This is a genomic window from Solimonas sp. K1W22B-7, from assembly GCF_003428335.1.
Lineage (GTDB): Bacteria > Pseudomonadota > Gammaproteobacteria > Nevskiales > Nevskiaceae > Solimonas_A.
Map to the genome: position 1 here is coordinate 4279177 of NZ_CP031704.1, position 19164 is coordinate 4298340.

Annotated in this window: 16 protein-coding genes; all 16 read right to left on the bottom strand. The window is 67.4% G+C overall.

What is annotated here, in order from left to right; translation table 11 throughout:
• Positions 1 to 49: 49 nt before the first annotated feature.
• Positions 50 to 1750, bottom strand: coding sequence for an FAD-dependent oxidoreductase (locus tag D0B54_RS19275; protein ID WP_117293236.1), 1701 nt, complete (start codon positions 1748 to 1750; stop codon positions 50 to 52).
• A gap of 35 nt (positions 1751 to 1785) precedes the next feature.
• Positions 1786 to 2112, bottom strand: coding sequence for a 2Fe-2S iron-sulfur cluster-binding protein (locus D0B54_RS19280; RefSeq protein ID WP_117293237.1), 327 nt, complete (start codon positions 2110 to 2112; stop codon positions 1786 to 1788).
• Positions 2113 to 2184: 72 nt separating this feature from the next.
• Positions 2185 to 3024: an SDR family NAD(P)-dependent oxidoreductase gene (locus tag D0B54_RS19285; RefSeq protein ID WP_117293239.1), complete on the bottom strand. Its 840-nt coding sequence runs from the start codon at positions 3022 to 3024 to the stop codon at positions 2185 to 2187.
• A gap of 71 nt (positions 3025 to 3095) precedes the next feature.
• Positions 3096 to 4418: a cytochrome P450 gene (locus D0B54_RS19290; RefSeq protein WP_205527183.1), complete on the bottom strand. Its 1323-nt coding sequence runs from the start codon at positions 4416 to 4418 to the stop codon at positions 3096 to 3098.
• A 25-nt stretch (positions 4419 to 4443) separates the two neighbouring features.
• Positions 4444 to 5460 (bottom strand): helix-turn-helix domain-containing protein, encoded by a 1017-nt coding sequence (locus D0B54_RS19295; protein WP_205527184.1) that lies wholly within the window; start codon positions 5458 to 5460, stop codon positions 4444 to 4446.
• Positions 5461 to 5644: 184 nt separating this feature from the next.
• Positions 5645 to 6841, bottom strand: coding sequence for a CaiB/BaiF CoA transferase family protein (locus D0B54_RS19300; RefSeq protein WP_205527185.1), 1197 nt, complete (start codon positions 6839 to 6841; stop codon positions 5645 to 5647).
• A complete protein-coding gene (locus D0B54_RS19305; RefSeq protein WP_117293245.1) occupies positions 6838 to 8025 on the bottom strand; it encodes a CaiB/BaiF CoA transferase family protein in 1188 nt (395 codons plus the stop codon). Before D0B54_RS19305 ends, D0B54_RS19300 begins: the two co-directional genes overlap by 4 nt.
• A 14-nt stretch (positions 8026 to 8039) precedes the next feature.
• Positions 8040 to 10124, bottom strand: a complete 2085-nt coding sequence (locus tag D0B54_RS19310; RefSeq protein WP_117293247.1) for a hydantoinase/oxoprolinase family protein — start codon at positions 10122 to 10124, stop codon at positions 8040 to 8042.
• Between the two features lie 10 nt (positions 10125 to 10134).
• Entirely contained in the window at positions 10135 to 11955 is a 1821-nt protein-coding gene (locus D0B54_RS19315; protein WP_117293249.1) for a hydantoinase B/oxoprolinase family protein, read from the bottom strand.
• 270 nt (positions 11956 to 12225) lie between these two features.
• The gene (locus D0B54_RS19320) at positions 12226 to 12873 is read right to left on the bottom strand and encodes a hypothetical protein (RefSeq protein ID WP_162932574.1); all 648 of its coding nucleotides are present in this window, start codon (positions 12871 to 12873) and stop codon (positions 12226 to 12228) included.
• Between the two features lie 156 nt (positions 12874 to 13029).
• The gene (locus D0B54_RS19325) at positions 13030 to 13782 is read right to left on the bottom strand and encodes an energy transducer TonB (RefSeq protein WP_117293253.1); all 753 of its coding nucleotides are present in this window, start codon (positions 13780 to 13782) and stop codon (positions 13030 to 13032) included.
• Positions 13783 to 13838: 56 nt separating this feature from the next.
• Positions 13839 to 14762: a response regulator gene (locus D0B54_RS19330; protein ID WP_117293255.1), complete on the bottom strand. Its 924-nt coding sequence runs from the start codon at positions 14760 to 14762 to the stop codon at positions 13839 to 13841.
• A gap of 2 nt (positions 14763 to 14764) precedes the next feature.
• On the bottom strand, positions 14765 to 16585 hold the full coding sequence (locus tag D0B54_RS19335) for an ATP-binding protein (protein WP_117293257.1): 1821 nt from the start codon (positions 16583 to 16585) through the stop codon (positions 14765 to 14767).
• 111 nt (positions 16586 to 16696) lie between these two features.
• Complete coding sequence (locus D0B54_RS19340; RefSeq protein ID WP_162932575.1) at positions 16697 to 17986, bottom strand: tetratricopeptide repeat protein; 1290 nt, start codon at positions 17984 to 17986, stop codon at positions 16697 to 16699.
• 8 nt (positions 17987 to 17994) lie between these two features.
• A complete protein-coding gene (locus D0B54_RS19345) occupies positions 17995 to 18750 on the bottom strand; it encodes an energy transducer TonB (protein ID WP_205527186.1) in 756 nt (251 codons plus the stop codon).
• Positions 18750 to 19160: an ExbD/TolR family protein gene (locus tag D0B54_RS19350; RefSeq protein WP_117293261.1), complete on the bottom strand. Its 411-nt coding sequence runs from the start codon at positions 19158 to 19160 to the stop codon at positions 18750 to 18752. Before D0B54_RS19350 ends, D0B54_RS19345 begins: the two co-directional genes overlap by 1 nt.
• Between the last annotated feature and the right edge of the window lie 4 nt (positions 19161 to 19164).

Below are 19164 nucleotides of genomic sequence, written 5' to 3' on the forward strand. Positions count from 1 at the left end.
CACTGCCGGCGCGAATGAACATGCCGTCGCCCCGGCGGCGGGCTGCCGCTCAGCCCGCCTTCGCGCGGGCGGCGATGTCGCTGGCCGCCACGTAGCCGAAGGTCATGGCCGGGCCGATGGTGCCGCCGGCACCCGGGTAACAGTTGCCGAAGGGGCTGCCGGCGTTGTTGCCTGCCGCGTAGAGCCCCGGGATGACCTGGCCCTGCCTGTCCAGCACCCGTGCGCGGGCGTCGGCCTTGAGGCCGCCCTTGGTACCGAGGTCGCCGAGATTGATCGCCACGGCGTAGTACGGCGCCTGGTCGATCGGGCCCAGGCAGGGATTCGGCTTGACGTTGGCGTCGCCGAACATCTGGTCGTAGATGTTGCTGCCGCGACCGAACTCCGGATCCACACCGCTGACGGCGTACTGGTTCATGTTCGCGACGGTCTTCTTCAGCGTATCGGCCGGCACGTGGATCTTCGCGGCCAAGGCCTCGATCGAGTCGGCACGGAAGAGGGTGTGATCCCACCAGTCCGGCGGAATCTTCGAGTCGGGCATCAGCAGCTTCGGCATGATGCCGCCGGCCGAGAACTTGACGCGAAAGCTCGCGTCGAACACCAGCCAGCAGGGCGTGTTGGCGCCGGTCTTGAGCTGGTCGGCGACCATGGCCTTGCCGAAGTCATCGTAGCCCGAAGCCTCGTCGACGAAACGCAGGCCCTTGCGGTTGACGGCGACGCTGTGCGGGCGGCCCACGTCGAAGGCGGCCTGGTGGATTTCCTCGAAGTTCGAGGCCTTCTGCATCGGCATCTGCATCGTCGGAATCCACCAGCCGGACTCCGTGTGCTCGGTGGCGGCCCCGATCTTCATGCCGGCAATCAGGGCCTCGCCGCGATTCGCGTCCTCCGGCGAACTGCTGTGCCGCGTCAGGCCGGGCACCGGGAAGAAGCGGTCGCGCAGCTCCTGGTTCCATTCGAATCCGCCGGCGCAGAGCACCACGCCATGGCGCGCTACGATCTCGTAGCCGCGCCCGAAGTGGCTGACCTTGACCCCCGTAACCTTGGCGCCGGACAGCAGCAGCTCATCCAGCCGCGTATCCAGCCGCACCTCGATCCTGCGGGCAAAGACCTGCTTGTAGAGCCAGCCCATCAGGGCCGCACCCATGGTGAACCGGCGGTCGCGCGCGGTGAGCTTGCGCGTGCCGAAGTCTGTCCAGTAGCGGTAGAACATCTTCAGGAAGGTGATGACCCAGCCTTTGGCGCGCGTGGACAGGGAGAAGAACTCCATCACGTCCATCGAATAGCGGCCGAAGACCTTGAAGCGGTTGTACTGCTCGCGCATCAGCGGGAACTGCTCGCCCAGTTCGCGTCCGTCGAAGGTGTCGCAGATCAGCGAGCGGTCGATGCGTGCTCCGGGCGCCTGCGGGTAGTAGTCCGGCCAGGCGGCCACGCCCAGCGGGATGCCCTGGGCCTTGAGGAAGCGCGCCATCTCCGGCGCCTGGTCGAGATAGGCCGCGAGACGGTCGGCCTGCACCGGCCCGGTCATCACGCTGGCCAGGTACTGCTCGACCTTTTCGCGGTTGTCGTCGTTCGAGGCCAGGCCGTGGTTGGGCACCCACAGCACGCCACCGGACGTCGCCGAGGTGCCGCCGTACTTGTGCGCCTTCTCGACCACCAGCACCGACAGGCCCCGCTCCGACGCCCGCAGCGCGGCGGTGGCACCGGCAGCGCCGGAGCCCACCACGACCACGTCATAGGTTTCGGAAGCACTCATGGGTTTTTCTCCGGATCTTGTCGCGACGTAAAGGTTCAGAAGCTCGGGGCGACCGTGACCTGCAGGCCGTCCAGTTCATCGCGCAGCTGGATCTGGCAGCACAGGCGGCTCTGGCCGGGCAGCACGTCCGTCGCCATGTCCAGGGTCGAGGTCTCGATGTCGTCCGGCTCGCCGACCACGGCGCGCCACGGCGCGCTCACGTAGACGTGGCAGGTGGCGCAGGCGCAGCTGCCGCCGCAGTCGCCGAGGATGCCTTCCACGTTGTTGAAGCGGCCGACCTCCATCAGGGACTGTCCCGTCGGAACGTCCTCGAAGGTCTTCTCGACCCCGTCGGCCTGCACGAATGTCAGCTTGATACCCATGACCCGCTGTCTCCACAGGGCGCCCGCCGCGGCGGGTCCGGCCCATAAATTCCCTGAAGCCTGTACGGCCGGTTACGACGCCATCGCCCTGGCGCGCGCGTCCATGATTTCCTGCAGGTGGTTGACCGGATCGCCGGCGGTGATACCGCCATCGATCGGCAGCACCACGCCGGTGATCTGTGCCGAGCGGTCCCCGGACAGGTACAGCACGGTCTGGGCAACGTCCTCCGGCCGGCCATGCCGCTTGAGCGGCTGGTTGGAATCGAACGCGGCACCCACTTCCTTCCTGATCCGCTCCGCCACTTCCGGACTCGTGCCCGGAGGGGCGAAGGAAGTCAGCGGCGTGCGGATATGGCCGGGCGCCAGGCAGTTCACGCGGATGCCGTACTCGGCCAGGTCGATCGCGATGGATTTGCTGAAGCCGATGACCGCCGCCTTGGAGGCGCGGTAGCTCATCAGCGCATGCCCCGGCAGCACACCGGCGATGGAGGCGTTGTTGATGATGACGCCGCCACCGTTCTTCGACATGTGTCGACCCGCGGCCTGGGCGCCCACCATCACGCCCAGCAGGTTGACGCCGATGACCTTCTGGAAGTCCTTCAGGTCGTCATCGAGGAAGCGTGGAACCATCGCGCCGGCGATGCCGGCGTTGTTGAACATCACATGCAGGCCACCGAAATGGGACACGGCAAGATCGATCAGCGCGCGCACCTCGTCGGGGTTGGACACGTCGGTGCGCTGGAACAGCGCCGCCTCACCCAGCTGCGCCACCAGCGCCTCGCCCTGCGCGGCATCGATGTCGGCAATCACCACCCGCGCGCCCTCGGCCACGAACAGCTCGGCCGTGGCGCGCCCGATGCCGCTGGCTGCGCCCGTGATCACCGCTACCTTGCCGACCAGTTCCTGACCCACTTGCCTCTCCTGTAAACCGGCTCCGCCGCCGATCGAACCGGGGCAGGCCTGCGATGTCCCTGCCGCTTCCTTCAACGCTTGCGCGCGAGGGTCAGCGGCAGGCTCTCGATGGTGCGCACCGCCACCGTCGGCTGGTAGCGGATCTCCTCGGCCGGGATCGCCAGCTTGATGCTGTCCAGGCGCCGCACGATCTCGCGCGCCGCCACCTTGATCTCCATTCGCGACAGCGAGGCGCCGATGCAGCGATGCACGCCGATGCCGAAGGCGACGTGCTTGCCGAGATTGCTTCGATTCAGGTCGAAGTCGCGCGGACAGGGGAACTGGGTCTCGTCGTCGTTTCCCGAGGCGTACAGCACCAGCAGGTGCGCGTGCTCCGGCAGCTTCTGCCCCCCCAGCTCCACTTCCTTCGTGGTCATCTTCGCCAGGCCGCGGACCGGCGGCTCGATGCGCAGCAGTTCCTCGACGAAGCGGTTCAGCAGGCGGTCGTCATCCACGGAGTCCCGCAGCGTCTGGGCCACTTCCGGCCGGGTGGCGAGCACGAACATCAGGTTGCCGATGGCGCTGGCCGTGGTGTCGTTGCCGGCAATGATCATGGCGCGGACCAGCGACACCGCCTCGGCGAAGGTCAGCGTCCCGCCGTCTTCCGTACGGGCATACACCAGGTCGGAGATCATGTCCTCGCGCGGCTGTTCCTGCCGCGCCTTCATCTCCGCGATGATGAAATTCTGCAGCTCGCAGATCTGCGCGGCGTTGTCGAGCATCTGCTCGCGGTTCTGCATGCGGCCGATCTGCGCCGTGACCGCCGACGACCAGCCCTTGATCTTGTCGGCATTGAACTGGCTGAAACCCAGCTGCTCGCAGATCACCGAGATGGTCAGCGGAATGGCGAAGTCGTTGACGCCGTCAACCACCTGGCCGTCGGCTGCCTTGTCGGCGAGCTTCTCGACCAGGTCCACGATGATCCTGGTGATGCCCGGCTCCAGCGTCACCACGCGGTGCGCGGTGAAGGCCTTGTCCATCAGGCGGCGCACACGCGTGTGGGCGGGCGGATCGTCCTTGATGACGTCGGGAAAGAAGCCGCCACCGTCACGCTCGAGAATCTGCCTGAACTCCTCGAAGAAGCCGCTGGCGTACTGCGCGGCGTAGCCATGCTTGTCGGAGTAGGTCAGCGGGTCGCGCAGCACCGTGACGATGTCGTCGTAGCGCGACACCAGCCACATGCCGAGCTTGGCATCGAAGTACACCGGCTTCTCGGAGCGCAGCGCCTGGAAGAAGGCATGGGGCCGCGCCTGGATCTTCGGATCGCTCAGCGAAGCCTCGGTGAGCTGCGAGGCTCCATGGCCCATGGGGCACTTGCCGGCCGGGGTCTTTGCTTCACTCTGGGCCACATCCATCTTCCCGACTCCTTGGGGTTTAGCTCTAGTGCCGCGACTGGCCACCGTCGACGACGAGCGCCTGCGGCTCGCGCGACGATTGCGGCAGGCCGGCCGTGCGGTATTGCCGCGGGCTCAGCTTGAACTCACGCTTGAACATGCGGCTGAAATGCGCGGGGCTCTTGAAGCCCACGCGGTAGGCAATCTCGCTGATCGAGGCCTCGCCCGGCTTGGACGAGGTCAGCCACTGCCCGGCCGTCTTCAGGCGCTTGTCCCAGACCAGGGTCGAGAACGGCGTGCCGTGGGCCTTGAGCAGCAGCGACAGGTAGCGCGGCGAAATGCCGCAGCCCTTGGCGACCGTGGCGATGCTCAGCTTCGGATCGGACAGGTGCACTTCGATGAAGCGCAGCACGTCGTGCAGGCGCTTGTCCGACAGCGTCTGGCGCTGCGGCGAGCTGGACTCCTCGTCCTTCATCGCGTCGCTGAGCACCGACAGGGCGCTGTCGACCAGGACCTGCGCCACCGGTTCCCTGAACTCGCCGGCATCCTCGAAGATGTCCGTCAGGATGCGCTCGGCGATGGCGAACTTGCGGCCCTGGGCGGGCACGCAGAATCCGGTCTTCACATCCTGCGGCACGAAGCGGCGCAGGATGTGCATCGGCACGATCAGGTGCAGCACCTCGTGCGTCGAATCCTCGCCCGGCTGGCACTCCACCGAGAACGGCGTCATCGACTTGGTGACCAGGAAATCGCCGGCCTTGGCCACGGTCTGGCCGCACTGGTGGGAGACCTGCAGGCGGCCGCGCTTGACGAACCACAGCACGGCCACGTCGGTGGCGTCCTCGCGGATATGCGTCCAGCTGCGCCGGAAGAACAGCCGCGTCCTCGACCGCAGGCGGATGATCGAGCAGGGGCCCACCGCCTTGCGGTCGGCGCGCACGTCGATCACCGAGGCCGGCTCGATGGTGTAGTCGCCGGTGTAGTACTCGCGGTTGCGCGGCCCACGAAAGGCGCTCTGGCAATCGAGATAATTACGCTTGTCGAATACGAATAGGGTTTCCATCACCGACCTCTCCGACCTGGCTTTTGGCTCGGGCGTGCTGCACGTTCCCGGTCGCATCCTTGCGCTCGAATCTCCAGCTGCTGGCATCGTATCGGCCGGGTTTTGCCCCGTCCCCGCAGTTAGCGCGGTCGCATATACATTTCGCGCATCGGCCCTGCCGGGCGACGGAGAGGGGTAACAGGCCCTAACGGGTGATGCCGGCCGCGGCAAGCTGGCGCTGCTTTTCGGCCGAAAGGCCCAGGACTTCGCCGAAAACATAGGCGTTGTGCTCGCCCAGGCGCGGCGCGGCGTCAGTGACCCCGGCCTCCCGGGACAGGGTCCAGGAGGGGCCGACGATGCTGCGTCTGTTGCCTTCGCGGTCGCTGACCTCGCGGTAGAAGCCTCCCTCCCAGAGCTGGGGGTCGGCCACCAGGTCCACGGAACTCTGGCTCTTGCCGGCGGCGATGCCGCGCTGCTGCAGGCTGGCCGCCAATTCGCGGGCGTCCTGGCTGGCGGTCCAGGCCGCAAGCCGGCGGTCCAGCTCGGCTTCATGCGCCTTGCGGCTGGCCAGGGTCGTGAACAGAGAATCCGATGCGAGCCCCATGGCCCCGGCCAGGGCCTGCCAGCTCTCGTCCGAGGACACGGCGATGCTGATCCACTCCCCGTCGCGGCAGGGATAGAGGCCATGCGGCGCCATGCCGGCATGACGGTTGCCGTCACATTCGCGCACGGCGCCATTGAGGCTGTAGTCCATGATCGTGTCGCCGATCATGCTGCTCATGCACTCGACGGCGGAAACGTCGATGAACTGGCCGGCGCCGGTCCTGCGACGGTGCAACAGGGCCACGGCCGCGGCATAGGCCGCCGCCGCGCCGAAGCTGGAATCCGCATAGCGCACGTTCATGCCGCCTGGCGCCCCACCCTCGTGACCGACCAGTAGGCTGACGCCGCCCAGGGCGGCGAAGCAGGGCGCGTAGCCGGTCTGGTAACTCAGCGGACCGTCACTGCCGAACATGCCCATGGAGACGTAGACGAGGTCCGGCTTCGCGGCCCTGGCCGCCTCGTAGCCCAGGCCCAGGCGCTTCACCGCCCCCGGGCGCAGGTTCTCCACCAGCACGTCGGACTGGCGCAGCAGGTCCAGGATCAGCGCGATGCCCTCGGGCGTCTTCATGTCGATCTGCACGCTGAGCTTCTGCGGGTTCACCGCCTGGAAGCCCGGCGCCTTGTCGATGTCGGCGACGCCATAGGTGCGCGTGACGTCGAGCGATTCCATGCTTTCCACGCGAATGACCTCGGCGCCGAGAAAAGCCAGGAGCTTGCCGACATAGGGCCCGGCCCAGACCTTGGTCAGTTCCACCACCCGCAGGCCCTGCAGGGGACCCCCTCGCGTGCGCATCGTCATGTCGCCTGCTCCGCCGTGCCGCCCAGCTCCGCGAGGCGCTGCGTGTGCTGGCCCAGCAGCGGCGCCGGGCTGGCGATCCGCGCTGGCGTGGCGCTGAGCTTGTAGGGCACCGTTGGATACAGCGCCCTGCCCTGTGCCGGATGCTCCACCTCGGCGAAGAATCCGCGATGGGCGTACTGCGGCGAAGCCCGCAGGTCGCGCGCATGGTTCACCGCCACCAGCGTCAGGCCGAGCTTCTGCGCTTCGGCAGACACGGCGTCCTTGTCCTGCGTGCGCAGCCACTCGGCGATATGGCCGCGGCACTGCGCCACGCGCTCCGGCGTGCACTCGCGCTCCAGCCAGCGCTCCGGAAACGACTTCATCCAATCCGGATGACCCAGCAGCTTGCCCAGCGCATCCCAGTGCCCGGGCGCCGACATCCAGATGTAGGCATAGCCATCGCGGCAGGGAAAGATACCCGCCGGCCCGAACAGGTCGAAGGCCGTGCGCCGGGTACTGACGTCCATGTCGCCCGCCACCATCTGTCCGAGCACGTAATCGACGCGCGAGGCCAGCACCTCCTGCTTCGACACGCCGATGAAGCGGCCCTGGCCCGAGTCCTCGCGCTCGTACAGGGCGGCGACCACGCAGAGCGCGGCCTCCAGGCCGGCCTCGTAGCTGGCCAGGAAGCGTCCCGGGCCTTTCAGCGGCGGCTGCCCGTCGGCGGCGCCGCTGGGCGTGTGGTAGCCCCAGCCGCTGGCGTGGAACACCGTGAGGTCCTCGGCGTGCAGGCGATCCTCCGGCGGCAACTGGCCGAAGGCGGTGATCGAGCACAGCAGCAGCCGCGGCCAGCGCTCCGCGAAGGCCTGCGGATCCAGGCCGACGCTCCTGAGCCAGCCGGCAGGGTGGTCGTCGATGACCGCGTCGACCTTGTCCAGCAACTGCGCCAGCGTCTCGGTGCCGATGGCGCTTGCGACATCCAGCGCCACCGAGTGCTTGCCGGTATTCAGGTAGGCGAACAGGCCGCTGTTCTCGCCGGCACCGCCCGCGGGCGCGAACGGCCCCATGGCACGGGTCGGGCTGCCGCTGCCCGGCCGCTCCAGCTTGATGACGTCGGCGCCAAAATCGGAGAGCAGCTTGCCGCAGTACTCGCCGGCAACGCCTTCCGCCAGTTCCAGCACCCGGAATCCCTTCAAGGCCGACATGCGAAGCTCCAGGCTCAGCGCGACTTGCCGACGTGCGTCAGCTCGTAGTCGCCCGCGTCGTCCACCTGTGCCTTCCAGCCCGGGTAGACCACGATCGTGGTGAAGGTCTCCTCGATGATCGCCGGACCCGTGACCTCGTGGCCCGGCTTCAGCGCGGTGCCGCGGAACACCGGCGTGTCGCGGTAGCCGGTGCCCAGGTTGGTGCGGCGCGTGCTGCTGCCCTGCGCCGCGACGGTTGCCGCCGTGGTTCCGCGAATCACCCGCGGCGACGGCGTCTCGACACAGGTCACCAGGCGGATGCCGGTCACCTCGGGCATCTCGCCCTCGCGTACGTGTCCGAACTCCTCGGTGTAGCGCTGGTTGAAGGCCGCGATCGCCTGCGCGGGCAGGCCGGCATCGACGAAGGCCAGGTCGCCCAGGCCCTGGTTGACGCGGATGTCGAAGGCCAGCGCCCAGTTCTGCCCGGGGTACCGCATCTTCATCTGGTACTTCGACGTGATGCGCTCGCGCGGCAGTTCGGCGTCGGCGAAGTATTTCTCCGCGCGCGCTTCCAGGTCCGCCCACAAGGCCTTGAGCCGGCCGACGTCGACCTGGTCGGCCGGCGCGATGTAGGAACGCTCCTCATCGATGCCGGGATTGGCCACCAGCGTGCCCAGCGCCGAGAACGTCGGCGAGGCCTTCGGCACCAGCACGCGGTCGATGCCCAGGTCTTCGGCCTGCACCGCGGCGAACACCGGCCCGTTGCCGCCGTAGGCCAGCATCACCATGTCCTTGGGATCGATGCCCTTGCCGGCGACGGTGCGGCGCACCGCCTGGCTCATGTTGGCATTGACCACGCGCCAGCAGTCGAAGGCCGCGTCCTCGGCGCCATAGCCCATCTGCGTGCCGAGCTGCTGGAAGGCTTCCGCGACGCCGGCCCGCGACAGCGAAAAGCTGCCGCCGGCAAACTCGGCTTCCGCCGAGAGGATGCCCAGCATCAGCAGCGCATCGGTGATGGTCGGCTGCGTGCCGCCGCGGCCATAGCAGATCGGCCCCGGCTCCGAGCCGGCGGATGCCGGGCCCACGGCCAGGGCGCCGTTGTGGATATTGCAGATCGACCCGCCGCCGGCACCCAGCGTCTCCACCTTCACCATCGGCACACCCACCAGGTAGCGGTGGTGCATGTTCCAGCCAGCCTCCGCCGGCGCGGCACCGTTGAGCACCACCGACATGTCGTAGGACGTCCCGCCCATGTCCACGCACAGCAGGTTGGGATAGCCCTTGGCGGTACCGACATGGGCCGAGCCGATCACGCCGCCGGCCGGACCCGAGGCCAGGACACGGATCGGCGATCCGTCGATGTACTCACGCGTCATCACGCCGCCGCTGGCCTGCATCACCATCAGCTGCCGCCGGTATCCGCCGTCCTTCAGGCGGCCCACCAGCTTCTCGATGTAGGAGGTCACCCGCGGGGCGACGTAGGCATTGACCACGGTGGTGCTGGTGCGGTCGAACTCGGGGGCGCGCGGCAGGACCTGATGCGAGCAGGAGATATGCACGCCCGGCATTTCCTCCGCGACGATCTGCGCCACGCGCTGCTCGTGCGCCGGGTTGATGAAGGAGAAGATCAGCGAAATGGCGACGGACTCGACGTTCTGCTTGCGCAGCCGCCGGCAGCACTCGCGCACCGCGTCCTCGTCCAGCGCCTTGTACACCGAGCCGTCGAACAGCACGCGCTCCGGCACCGTCAGGCGGCGGCGGCGCGGCGCGATCTCCTTGGGCGGATCCAGGCGTACGTCCCAGATGTCCTCCTTGTAGCCGCGGCGGTACTCGATCTCATCACGGAAGCCTTCGGTAGTGATCAGGCCGGTGACCGCACCGTTCATCTCGATCAGGGTGTTGTCGGCCACGGTCGTGCCATGCACGATGGCCTCGCAGCGCCCGAGGAACTCGCCCAGCTCGAGACCTTCGATCCCGGCGAGCTTCTTCAGGCCGGTCATCACGCCGATGGAACGGTCCTCCGGCGTGCTGAGATTCTTGTGCAGTACCACTTCCGCCCCCTTGAGCAGGGCAAAGTCGGTGAAGGTGCCGCCGACATCGATGCCAACGCGATAGCTCACGATTTCTTCCTCAGGCAGGCTGCGCTGCGCGCGCGGCCTGCAGTTTCCGGCGCGCCGCCGCGGTGGCCGCCACGTCGACCGCGAGGTCGTAGTTTTCCAGCGTGCCGGTCAGGATCACGCCGTACCTGTCCCGCGCCGCCGCGAGGCTGACCTTCTCGTCGAGCACGTCTTCCTTCACCGCCTCCGGGTCGCGCAGCAGAGCCGGCCCGAAGCCGCCGCCGCCGCCATGCTGATAGGCGATCACCGCCCCGCCCGGCAGCTGCGCCAGCGTCGACAGCTCGATCTTGCGCTCCTGCGCGGTGCCCACTTCGAAATGGTTCGAGTAGGCCCCGGCATCGTCGCCGCCGCAGAGGCCGCGCAGCGGGTGCGCCGACGACACCATCCAGGCCATCGCCATGGTCGGCTCGAGGATCTTCTTGACGTTGAGGCTGCCCGGCTGGCCACGCCACTGCCCGGCGCCACCGGTATCCGGCGTCATCTCGCGGCTGATGTTGAGGATCGGGAAACGGCTCTCCGCATCCTCCGCCTCCGACAGCAGCAGGTTGCCCAGGCCGACGCAGGAAGCACCCCAGCCATCGACGCCCTGCACCGCCGAGGAATCCATCGAACGGGAGTCGACGCCCTGGTCCATCCACATCTGGCCATTCCTGAAGCCGATCACCGCGTTCGGCATGCCGATCTTGTAGACCTGCGGGCAGGAGCGCTCCGGCACCACCGGCGCCAGCGCCACGCAGATCGCCTCGATGATCTCGCAGGCCGGGTGGAAGGAACCCAATGCCGCCGGCTTGTTGATCGGCGGATGCACGATCGTATTCTCGGGCAGCACGATCTCCACCGCGTGGAACAGTCCCTCGTTCTTGATGATGCCGGGATCGATCATCGAGGCCAGCTGCGTCATGGCATAGCCACGGCTGTTGGCGAAGGTGTTCCACACGCCGACCAGTTGCGGACGATCGTCGGAGCCGGTCAGGTCCACCGTCAGCTGGTCGCCATTGACGGTGCAGTTGACGTGCACCTTGACGTCCTTGGTGCCCTGGGTGTCGTGGTCGATGAAGACATCGGCGGCATAGGAGCCGTCCGGCCACTTCGCGATCTCCTCGCGGAAGCGCTGCTCGGTGTGCTCGATGTTGTGGTTGACGGCTGCCTTCACGGTCTCGGCACCCCACTTGCGGACAACGTCCTGCAGCAGCTTCACGCAGTGCTGCACCGCGCCAATCATCGCGGCGAGATCGCCGGCGAAGGAGGGAAAGCGGTTGTTGCGCTCCAGCAGCTTGATGACGTCGCGGCGCTTCTCGCCGCGGTGCACCAGCTTCAGGCAGGGAATCGCCAGGCCCTCGGTGAAGATGTCGGTGGCCTCCAGCGTGAAACCGCCGGGGTCCTTGCCGCCGGTATCGCCCTGGTGCGCCTGCAGGGCCTGGATCAGCACCAGCCTGCCGTCGTCGTCGAACACCGGCGCGTAGACGTTGTAGTCCGGCAGGTGGCCGCCGCCGAAGTCCGGGTCGTTGCCGACGAAGACATCGCCCGGACCCCAGTCGTAGTCCTCGTAGAACTTCAGCCCGTAGCGCACCGTCAGCTGCGAGATGAACAGCAGGTGCGGCGTACCCACCGAAACGCCGGCCAGGCGGCCATGGGCGTCGATGATGCTGCCGTTGCGCTCGTTGGACTGGTTGATGATCGGCGAGGAAGCGGCCCGGCCCAGGTAAGTCGCCGCCTCGAAGCAGACCGTCTCGAAGGCACCGCGGATGATGCTGGCGGTGACCGGGTCGACGGTGGCCGTGGTCGGCAGCGGCGCGCGCTTCGCGGCCAGTTCCCGGTTCAGTTCGAATGACATGCGGCAATCCCCTCTGGCGTTCCCTGGCGGAACGGCAGGCAACTGGCTCCTGCAAATGGCTGACTTCCCGCTCGCCCGTCAGGCTGAGCAGGAGGAAACGGCAAGAAAGGGGGCTGGCCTGTGCCCGAAGGCCTGGGGCGATGGCCGATCCTCGTCACCGTTCCCGGCTAGAGTCCACCCGGGGCGGGCCTGGAGTCTCGATAAAAGCTGCAAATCCTTCGACAGTGCCCCGGCGGGGCACGCGTTCCAAGCCGTCGAAAGGGGGCTGGGCTACTCCTGCGGGAGGTAGCCTTCGCGGTTCGCCCTGACGTGGCGCAGTTGGAAGCTGTCCGGGCACTGCCCTTCCAGGTCGAGCGCGCAGCGCTGGAAGCGGAAATCGGCATCGACGCAGACCAGCACCTCGCGCAGCCACTTGCCCTTGCATACGAGCAGCATCTGCTCAGGCTGCAGTTCCGGATTTTCGCGCCTGAAGGCGCCCAGGAAGGCCTCGCGCGTAACGCTCAGCGGCTTCTTGCGAACGGCGGCGTACTCCTCCGGCACCGTCAGCCGGCGCCCGGCGCGATCCACCGCGATCATGTACTCCGGCTGGCCCAGGCCACTGCAGGCGCCCTGCGTCCGCCAGATCTTGCGCGCCAGGGTCTTGTTGGCAACGGTGCCGAAGATCCGGTCCAGGGACTCCGGGGACAGCGCCCCGGATTCGCAGTCAGGGCCGGCGCCGGCACTGAAGCGCGGCTGCAGCCCGCCCAGTTCGAAGTAGCGCTCCTGCAGGCACTGCGGCTCCTTCAGGCCCAGGTTGGCGTTGCAATACTCCGGCGACCACAGCAGGGAGATCGTCCATCCGTCCGGCGCCTGGGCGCGGCCGGGCAGCGACCACAGCAGCAGGGCAGCCAACAGCCATCCACGGGATTTCCTGATCATGTGCGGGTCTCCGGCTCCGGCATGGGACGCACCCGCGCAGCAGCATGAATCGAGAGGGCGCCATGGCCGATACCATATCGCCAGGACGAGTCCCTGGCCATCGCATCGGCGCGCGCCTGTCCGGCAGACTCCGTCGATGGTCGCCTGGGGCAGACCCTAGTTCAGCTTCCAGGCAAACCGCACGATGGCGCCAGCGGCCTGCGCCACGCCATCAACAGTGGCGGGCCTGAAATCGCATCTTTCGATGGCGCGCTGCGCCACCACGTCGAGCTGCCGGTGGCCGCTGCTCTCGGCGATGCGGCTGGCTTTCACCTTGCCGCTGGCATCCAGGTCGACGCTGACCGAGACCGCGCCTTCTTCGCGGCGATCGATGGACATCGAGGGATACTGCGGGCGACGGCAGCTGCTCCAGTCGATGGTGGGCTCGACGCGCACCGCGGCCCTGGCCGCTGCAACCGGCGGCGGCGGGCGGGCGGCGGCTACCGGCAGCGGCTCGGGCCGCTTGCGCTCCGCCGCAGCAGCCGCCTCGCGCGCCCGTTGCTGCTCCTGCTCCGCCGCGGCGCGCTCGGCCCGCAGCGTTTCCTGGCGCTGGCGCTCGCGCGCCGCCGCTTCATCGCTGGCGCGCCGCTGCTGCTGTTCGATCTGCTTGAAGTCTCCCTGGAGCTGCTGGTTCCAGCCTTCCAGCGCGGCCTTCTCTTCAGCCTCCGCCAGCACCGGCTCCTTCTGCGCCGCTGCAGGCACCGCCGCCGGGGCATCCGCGGTCTTGCTGCCGCCATCGAGCAGCAGCAGCGCCCCCCCGACGACGATGCAGACCACGATCAGCCCCAGGGCGATCGAGTATTCCGCCGAATGCGCCAGCGTGGCCGCCAGGCGCTTCAGCCCGGATTCCGCGTTCCCCTGTTCGGGCATCGTCCTGTCCCCCTAGTCACCGTTGTTGGACCCTGCGGGGGACCGTCCCCCGACCGTCATGCCCGCAGGGCGCGCTTGATCCGCGCGAGCAGCCCCAGGCGCTCCGGGGGCTGAACGACCGGTTGGCGCGGGGCTTCAGGAGCCGCACGCTGGACCTGGTCGGGATGCTGCCGCAGCATCTCATAGCGCCTGCTGGCAATGTTGATCGTGCCGCGCAGCAGGCTCTCGGCGACCGGCTTGAGCAGCAGCCGGTAGATCTGCCCCTGGTTGATCAGGGTGACGCTGTGCCCGGCATCAGCATGCGCGGTCAGGACCACCACCACCAGCGCCGGATGGTGCTCCCGCAGAGAGGTCAGCAGGTGGGTCAGGACTTCGCCGCCCACGACCAGCTCGGTCACGATCACGCCGATGGGGTATTGCTCCAGCAGCGACAGGGCCTGGTCCACCGATCCGGCCTCGTACACCTGGCGATCGTTTTCCAGGGCCTGCTTCAGCACGCCGCGCGAGCCGATGTCCTCGTCCAGCAGCAGCACGCCGACGCTGGAAGCCGCCGCCTTGGCCCCGGTCACCGCCACGGGCGGCGGCAGATTGAGCGGCATCACGTCCGAGGCAGCCACCGCCGCCGCGATCGTGGCGCGCAACTCGGCGTTCGCCCAGGGCTTGGACACGAAGCGGAAGATTTCGCCCTCGTTGATCGAGCCGATGATCGCGGAAAGGTCGGAGTAGCCGGTCAGCAGCAGCCGCACCGCCCGCGGCCGCAGTTCACGCGCCGTGCGCAGCACGTCCACGCCGGTCACATCCGGCATGCGCTGGTCGCTGACGATGACGTCGAATTCCTGCTTCCTGATCTGCTCGATGCCCTCGGCGCCACCCAGTGCCGTCACCACTTCATAGTCGTTCCTGAAGATCGCCTTGAGCGACAGCAGGATGCGCGGTTCGTCATCCACGAACAGGATACGGGGAGGTGTCGCTTGGCTCATGTTTACAATCCGGACAGAACGGGGCTCGACAGGGAGATGGGCTCTTCGAACAGCACCGGCGCGACTTCAACCGCACGCGGCGCGGGGGCGGCAGCAGCACCGCTGGGCAGCAGGATCGTGAACTCGGTTCCCTGCCCCAGGGCCGAGCGAACCTGGATCGACCCCTGGTGATCCTCGAGGATGCGATAGACGATCGACAAGCCGAGGCCCGTGCCCTTGCCGACATCCTTGGTGGTGAAGAAAGGCTCGAAGATGTGCTGCTGGGTCTGCTCGTCCATGCCGCAGCCGTTGTCGGCGATGGCGATCTCGATCCTGTCGCCGAGGTCGCGGGTGCGCAGACGGATCCAGCCTGGGCCATCGATGGCCTGCGCCGCGTTGGTGATCAGGTTCAGGAAGACCTGGTTGAGCTGCGAGGGCGCGCAGGGGATCTTCGGCAACTCGCCATACTCGCGCTGGACTTCGATGCGATGCTTGAGCTGTCCCTGGCAGATCTTCAGCGCGTTATCCAGGCCATCGTTGATGCTGGAGCGTTCGTTCAGCGAGCGATCCACGCGCGAGAAGTCCTTGAGGCTGATCACCAGGTCGGAGATCTGTACCAGGCCATGCTCCGCGTCGGCCAGCAGCACATCGATCTCCTCGGGGCCCTCCTCCGGGTGCCAGCGCCGCTTGGCCTCCTGCAGCTGGCCGAGCGCATCGCCCGCCTGCGGGCCGGCCAGCGGCAACATCGCCTCGTAGGCCTGGATCAGTCCACGCAGGCCCGGCAGGCCCTCGCGCACGGTCTCGACATTGCTGCGTGCATAACCCAGCGGCGTATTGATTTCGTGCGCCACGCCCGCCACCAGCTGGCCCAGCGAGGCCATCTTCTCCGACTGGATCAGCTGCACCTGCTGCGTGCGCAGCTCGTCCATGGCCTTGCGCAGTTCCTGCGTGCGGACCTCCACCAGTTCCTCCAGGTGGGAGTTGGCGGCATCCAGCTCGGCATAGCTGCGGCGCAGGCGCCAGCCACCGAGGCCGAAGACCGAGAGCAGCGCCAGGGCGTAGATCGCCAGCGCCAGGCGGTAGCGCGCCACCGCCGCCTCGTTCGCGGCGTAGTGCGCCTGGTAGACGCTCATGGCCCGGTTCAGGGCCGGCGTGGTCGGGATTTCGCTCAAGGCCGCCATGCGGCCGCGGAGTCCGTCCTTGGTCGCGCGGACGCTGTCGGCACTGTCCAGCAGGCTGTCCACCGCCTGCACCAGCGATGCATCCGGCAAGCGGCGCACGTCCGTGCTGATCGCCCCCAGCAGCGCCACGATCTCCGGGCGGTTGGCGGGATTGGACTGGATGCTGTAGGTCGTCAGCTCGCTGAGCAGGCTCATGACCTTGCGCTGCAGCGCTGCGGCGCCCTCGCTGCTCAGGCCCTTGAGCACCGGGTCGGCCTGGCGGCGCAGCTGCTTGAAGGCGGAGAAGAACTGCTGCAGGTCGCCGCGATAGAGATCCAGCTCCGCCTGCTTGTCTTCGGCCAGCCGGAAGTAGTCGCGCACCGCCTTGTCGATCTGCGGCGGCAGCTTGTCCTTGGGCAGCCAGCTCTGCCGCAGGGCCTGCCGGGCGGTCGTCAGCTGCCCCACCGTCTCTTTCAGGGTCTCCGGCTCCGCATCCAGTGCCAGTCGCGAGCGCGCGACCTCCTGGTCCAGGCTGGTCTCCAGCTCCATGACCCGTTGCAGGTGTCCTAAACGCTCGGTATGTCGCCGCAGGTCCATGGGCGGGGCCTGCGTCTTGAGCAAGAGCAGACCCAGGACCGCCAGAGCCATGAATACGGCCACGAACACGATGATTCGGCGGAGCATCCCAACCCCCTTTCCCCTGCAGCGTCGCACGTCTTCCGGGCCAAGTCCCCACCCTGGCCCTGAAGGTCTGGCCAGGCGCCGATCAAGGCGGCGCCTGCGGCCTTTGCGACCTCAGAGATTCCCGACGGCTTCCCGTCGCGCAATCTCCTGGTCGACGAATTTGATCCAGTTGCCCGCGGCCTGTGCCAGCGCCGGCGACTCGGCCGCCGACACGAAGTGCTGCCGGGCCTCGGCGTAGTGGTTGGCGTTGAACAGCGCGGTGCCCAGCTGCATGTGCGCGTCGGCGCGCTTGTCCAGGTTCCTGGCCTTCAGGGCCTCCTTGAATGCATCGGCCGCGCTGTCCCAGTCGCCGACCTCGTTGTAGGCCTGGCCCAGGTAAACGTAGTGCTTGGCCTCGCCGCTCATGCCGGCCACTTTCTTCAGGATCGGAATCTGCTGCTTGAACTCCCGGGACAGGGCCAGCGCCTGCGCGTAGAGCTGCAGGTTTTCCACATTCATCCGGATCGTCTTGTTCTTGAATCCCTGCGTCATGACGCGGACCGCGGGGAACGGCGCCTGCTGCACCATGTACAGGCGCGCCAGGTTCAGCAGATCGGACTCCCGGCTGATGAGCTTGCCCCGGTACGCGGCATGCAGCAGGTTGACCTGCTCCAGCTGCTGGTCCATCAGGCCGCGCATGCCGGCGAGCTGCTGCCAGTAGGTGTCCTTGCCGGGCTGCAGGCGCACCAGGATTTCCAGCACCTTGGCGGCCTTCGCGTATTCCTTGCGCTCGTAGTAGATCGCGCGCAGCAATGCCAGGGCGGCTTCCTTCGGCGCCTGGCCACGCTCGGTGGAAATCCTGATCGAGGTCGTCAGGGCCTTCTCGGCTTCAGGGAACTTCTGCGTCTGGTAGTAGGCCTGGGCCAGCAGGGCGTAGCCCTCGGGGCTGGGTTCGGCCACCACCGACAACCACTTGTTCACCACCGCGATCGCGCGCGGATAGTCCTCGACGATGAAGTAGAGCTGCGACATCGCGTAGAGGCTGTTGTCGCGCAGCCCCTCCGGCAGGTTCGGCTGCTTCAGCACCGTGGCGTAGGACTCGATGGCCTTCGGCACATTGTCCATCGAGTAGTACGTGGCGGCGTAGAGGTTGTACAGCGTCGCCCGCTCGTAGTCGTTGAGCTTGGCCTCGCCAGCCCGCAGGCCCTCGAGCGCCGCCAGCGAACCCTTGTAGTCCTTGGCCTCGAAGGCCTTCTGCGCGGCCTCCATCTTCTTGTAGGTCTCGGCGCGGATGACCTGCGTCTGCTTGGTCGGCGGAGGCACAGGCTTGCCCTTGTCCTTCTCCTTGGCATCGGCTGCGACCAGGGTCAGGGCGACGGCGGCCGCCATCAGGCCGGCGAGGAAATTCTTGCGGAAAGTCACGGCGCGCCTCACTTCTTGTCCAGCTCGAAGCGGATCAGGTGCTGCACGTTCGGCACCGCGATCGGCCTGCCGCTTTCGACGCGCGGCTTGTATTTGAACTTCGTCACCGCCTTCTTGGCGGCCTCATCGAATACGCCGGGCGGCGAAGACTCGAGCACGACCGGATCGACGACCGTGCCCGCTTCCGTCACCGTGAACTTCAGCAGCACCCAGCCCTCGATGCCCTGCGTCTGGGCGCGCGCCGGGTACATCGGCGCGACCTTGACGATCGGCAGGTATTCACCATCGGTGGACGACAGGCCGAAGTTGGCCTTGACCTGCGTCGTGTTCTCCAGCGACATGTTGATGGCGATGTTGTTGTTCACCGGTCCCTGGATCTGCTGGCTTTGCACCGGGACCTCCGGTGGCGCCTCCGGGCGGTCCGGCATTTCCGGTGGCTTGCGCTCGCGGGTCTCGATCTCGAAATTCTTCGCCAGGCGCAGGAAGTCCACCGTGGGCAGGATTTCGCTGGTTCCCCCCGCGCCGGTAGTGCCGGAGATCAGGGCGTGCAGGGTCCAGAACAGGCCGAACATCGCCACGCAAGCCAGGACCATCGCCGGGATGAAACGGAAGATGCTGAGCTGGAAGCCGGCCGCGCCAGCACCACCGCCATTGCCACCGGTCTTGCCGCGAGCGGGGCCAGAGGGCGGCGGGGGAACGCCATGCTTTCGGTCGGCAATGAACAACGGCACGCCGCCGGATTCGATCGGAGCGGAATTCGCCATCAGCCACCCTCCCCTTTGGTTGCCACCGACACGCTCTGCACGCCACCGGCACGGACCTGGTCCATCACCTGGGCCATGACCCCGCTCTCCGACATCCGGTCGGCCAGGATCACGACCGTGTCCTCGGGCCTTTCGGCATGCATGCGCTCCACCAGCGCGCGCACCTCCGGCATATTGACCTTCTTGCGGTCCATCCAGACCTCGCCGTTGGGCTTGATCGCGATCAGGATGTTGCCGGAGACCTTGGCCTCTGCCGTCTCCGCCTGCTCCTTGTCGACCTTGACGCCGGCCTGCTTGACGAAGGAGGTGATGATGATGAAAAAGATCAGCAGGTTCAGGACGAAATCCAGCATCGGCGCAAGGTCGATGCCGTGATGTCCATCATCCTGTGCGTGGCGGCGGGCTAGCATGGGT

Bases quoted from the DNA above. Each gene is read 5' to 3' on its own strand.
- D0B54_RS19295 (WP_205527184.1), bottom strand. From the start codon at position 5,460: ATGGAAACCCTATTCGTATTCGACAAGCGTAATTATCTCGATTGCCAG.
- D0B54_RS19300 (WP_205527185.1), bottom strand. From the start codon at position 6,841: ATGACGATGCGCACGCGAGGGGGTCCCCTGCAGGGCCTGCGGGTGGTG.
- D0B54_RS19315 (WP_117293249.1), bottom strand. From the start codon at position 11,955: ATGTCATTCGAACTGAACCGGGAACTGGCCGCGAAGCGCGCGCCGCTG.
- D0B54_RS19335 (WP_117293257.1), bottom strand. From the start codon at position 16,585: ATGCTCCGCCGAATCATCGTGTTCGTGGCCGTATTCATGGCTCTGGCG.
- D0B54_RS19305 (WP_117293245.1), bottom strand. From the start codon at position 8,025: ATGTCGGCCTTGAAGGGATTCCGGGTGCTGGAACTGGCGGAAGGCGTT.
- D0B54_RS19325 (WP_117293253.1), bottom strand. From the start codon at position 13,782: ATGCCCGAACAGGGGAACGCGGAATCCGGGCTGAAGCGCCTGGCGGCC.
- D0B54_RS19345 (WP_205527186.1), bottom strand. From the start codon at position 18,750: ATGGCGAATTCCGCTCCGATCGAATCCGGCGGCGTGCCGTTGTTCATT.
- D0B54_RS19290 (WP_205527183.1), bottom strand. From the start codon at position 4,418: ATGGATGTGGCCCAGAGTGAAGCAAAGACCCCGGCCGGCAAGTGCCCC.
- D0B54_RS19350 (WP_117293261.1), bottom strand. From the start codon at position 19,160: ATGCTAGCCCGCCGCCACGCACAGGATGATGGACATCACGGCATCGAC.
- D0B54_RS19280 (WP_117293237.1), bottom strand. From the start codon at position 2,112: ATGGGTATCAAGCTGACATTCGTGCAGGCCGACGGGGTCGAGAAGACC.
- D0B54_RS19275 (WP_117293236.1), bottom strand. From the start codon at position 1,750: ATGAGTGCTTCCGAAACCTATGACGTGGTCGTGGTGGGCTCCGGCGCT.
- D0B54_RS19320 (WP_162932574.1), bottom strand. From the start codon at position 12,873: ATGATCAGGAAATCCCGTGGATGGCTGTTGGCTGCCCTGCTGCTGTGG.
- D0B54_RS19330 (WP_117293255.1), bottom strand. From the start codon at position 14,762: ATGAGCCAAGCGACACCTCCCCGTATCCTGTTCGTGGATGACGAACCG.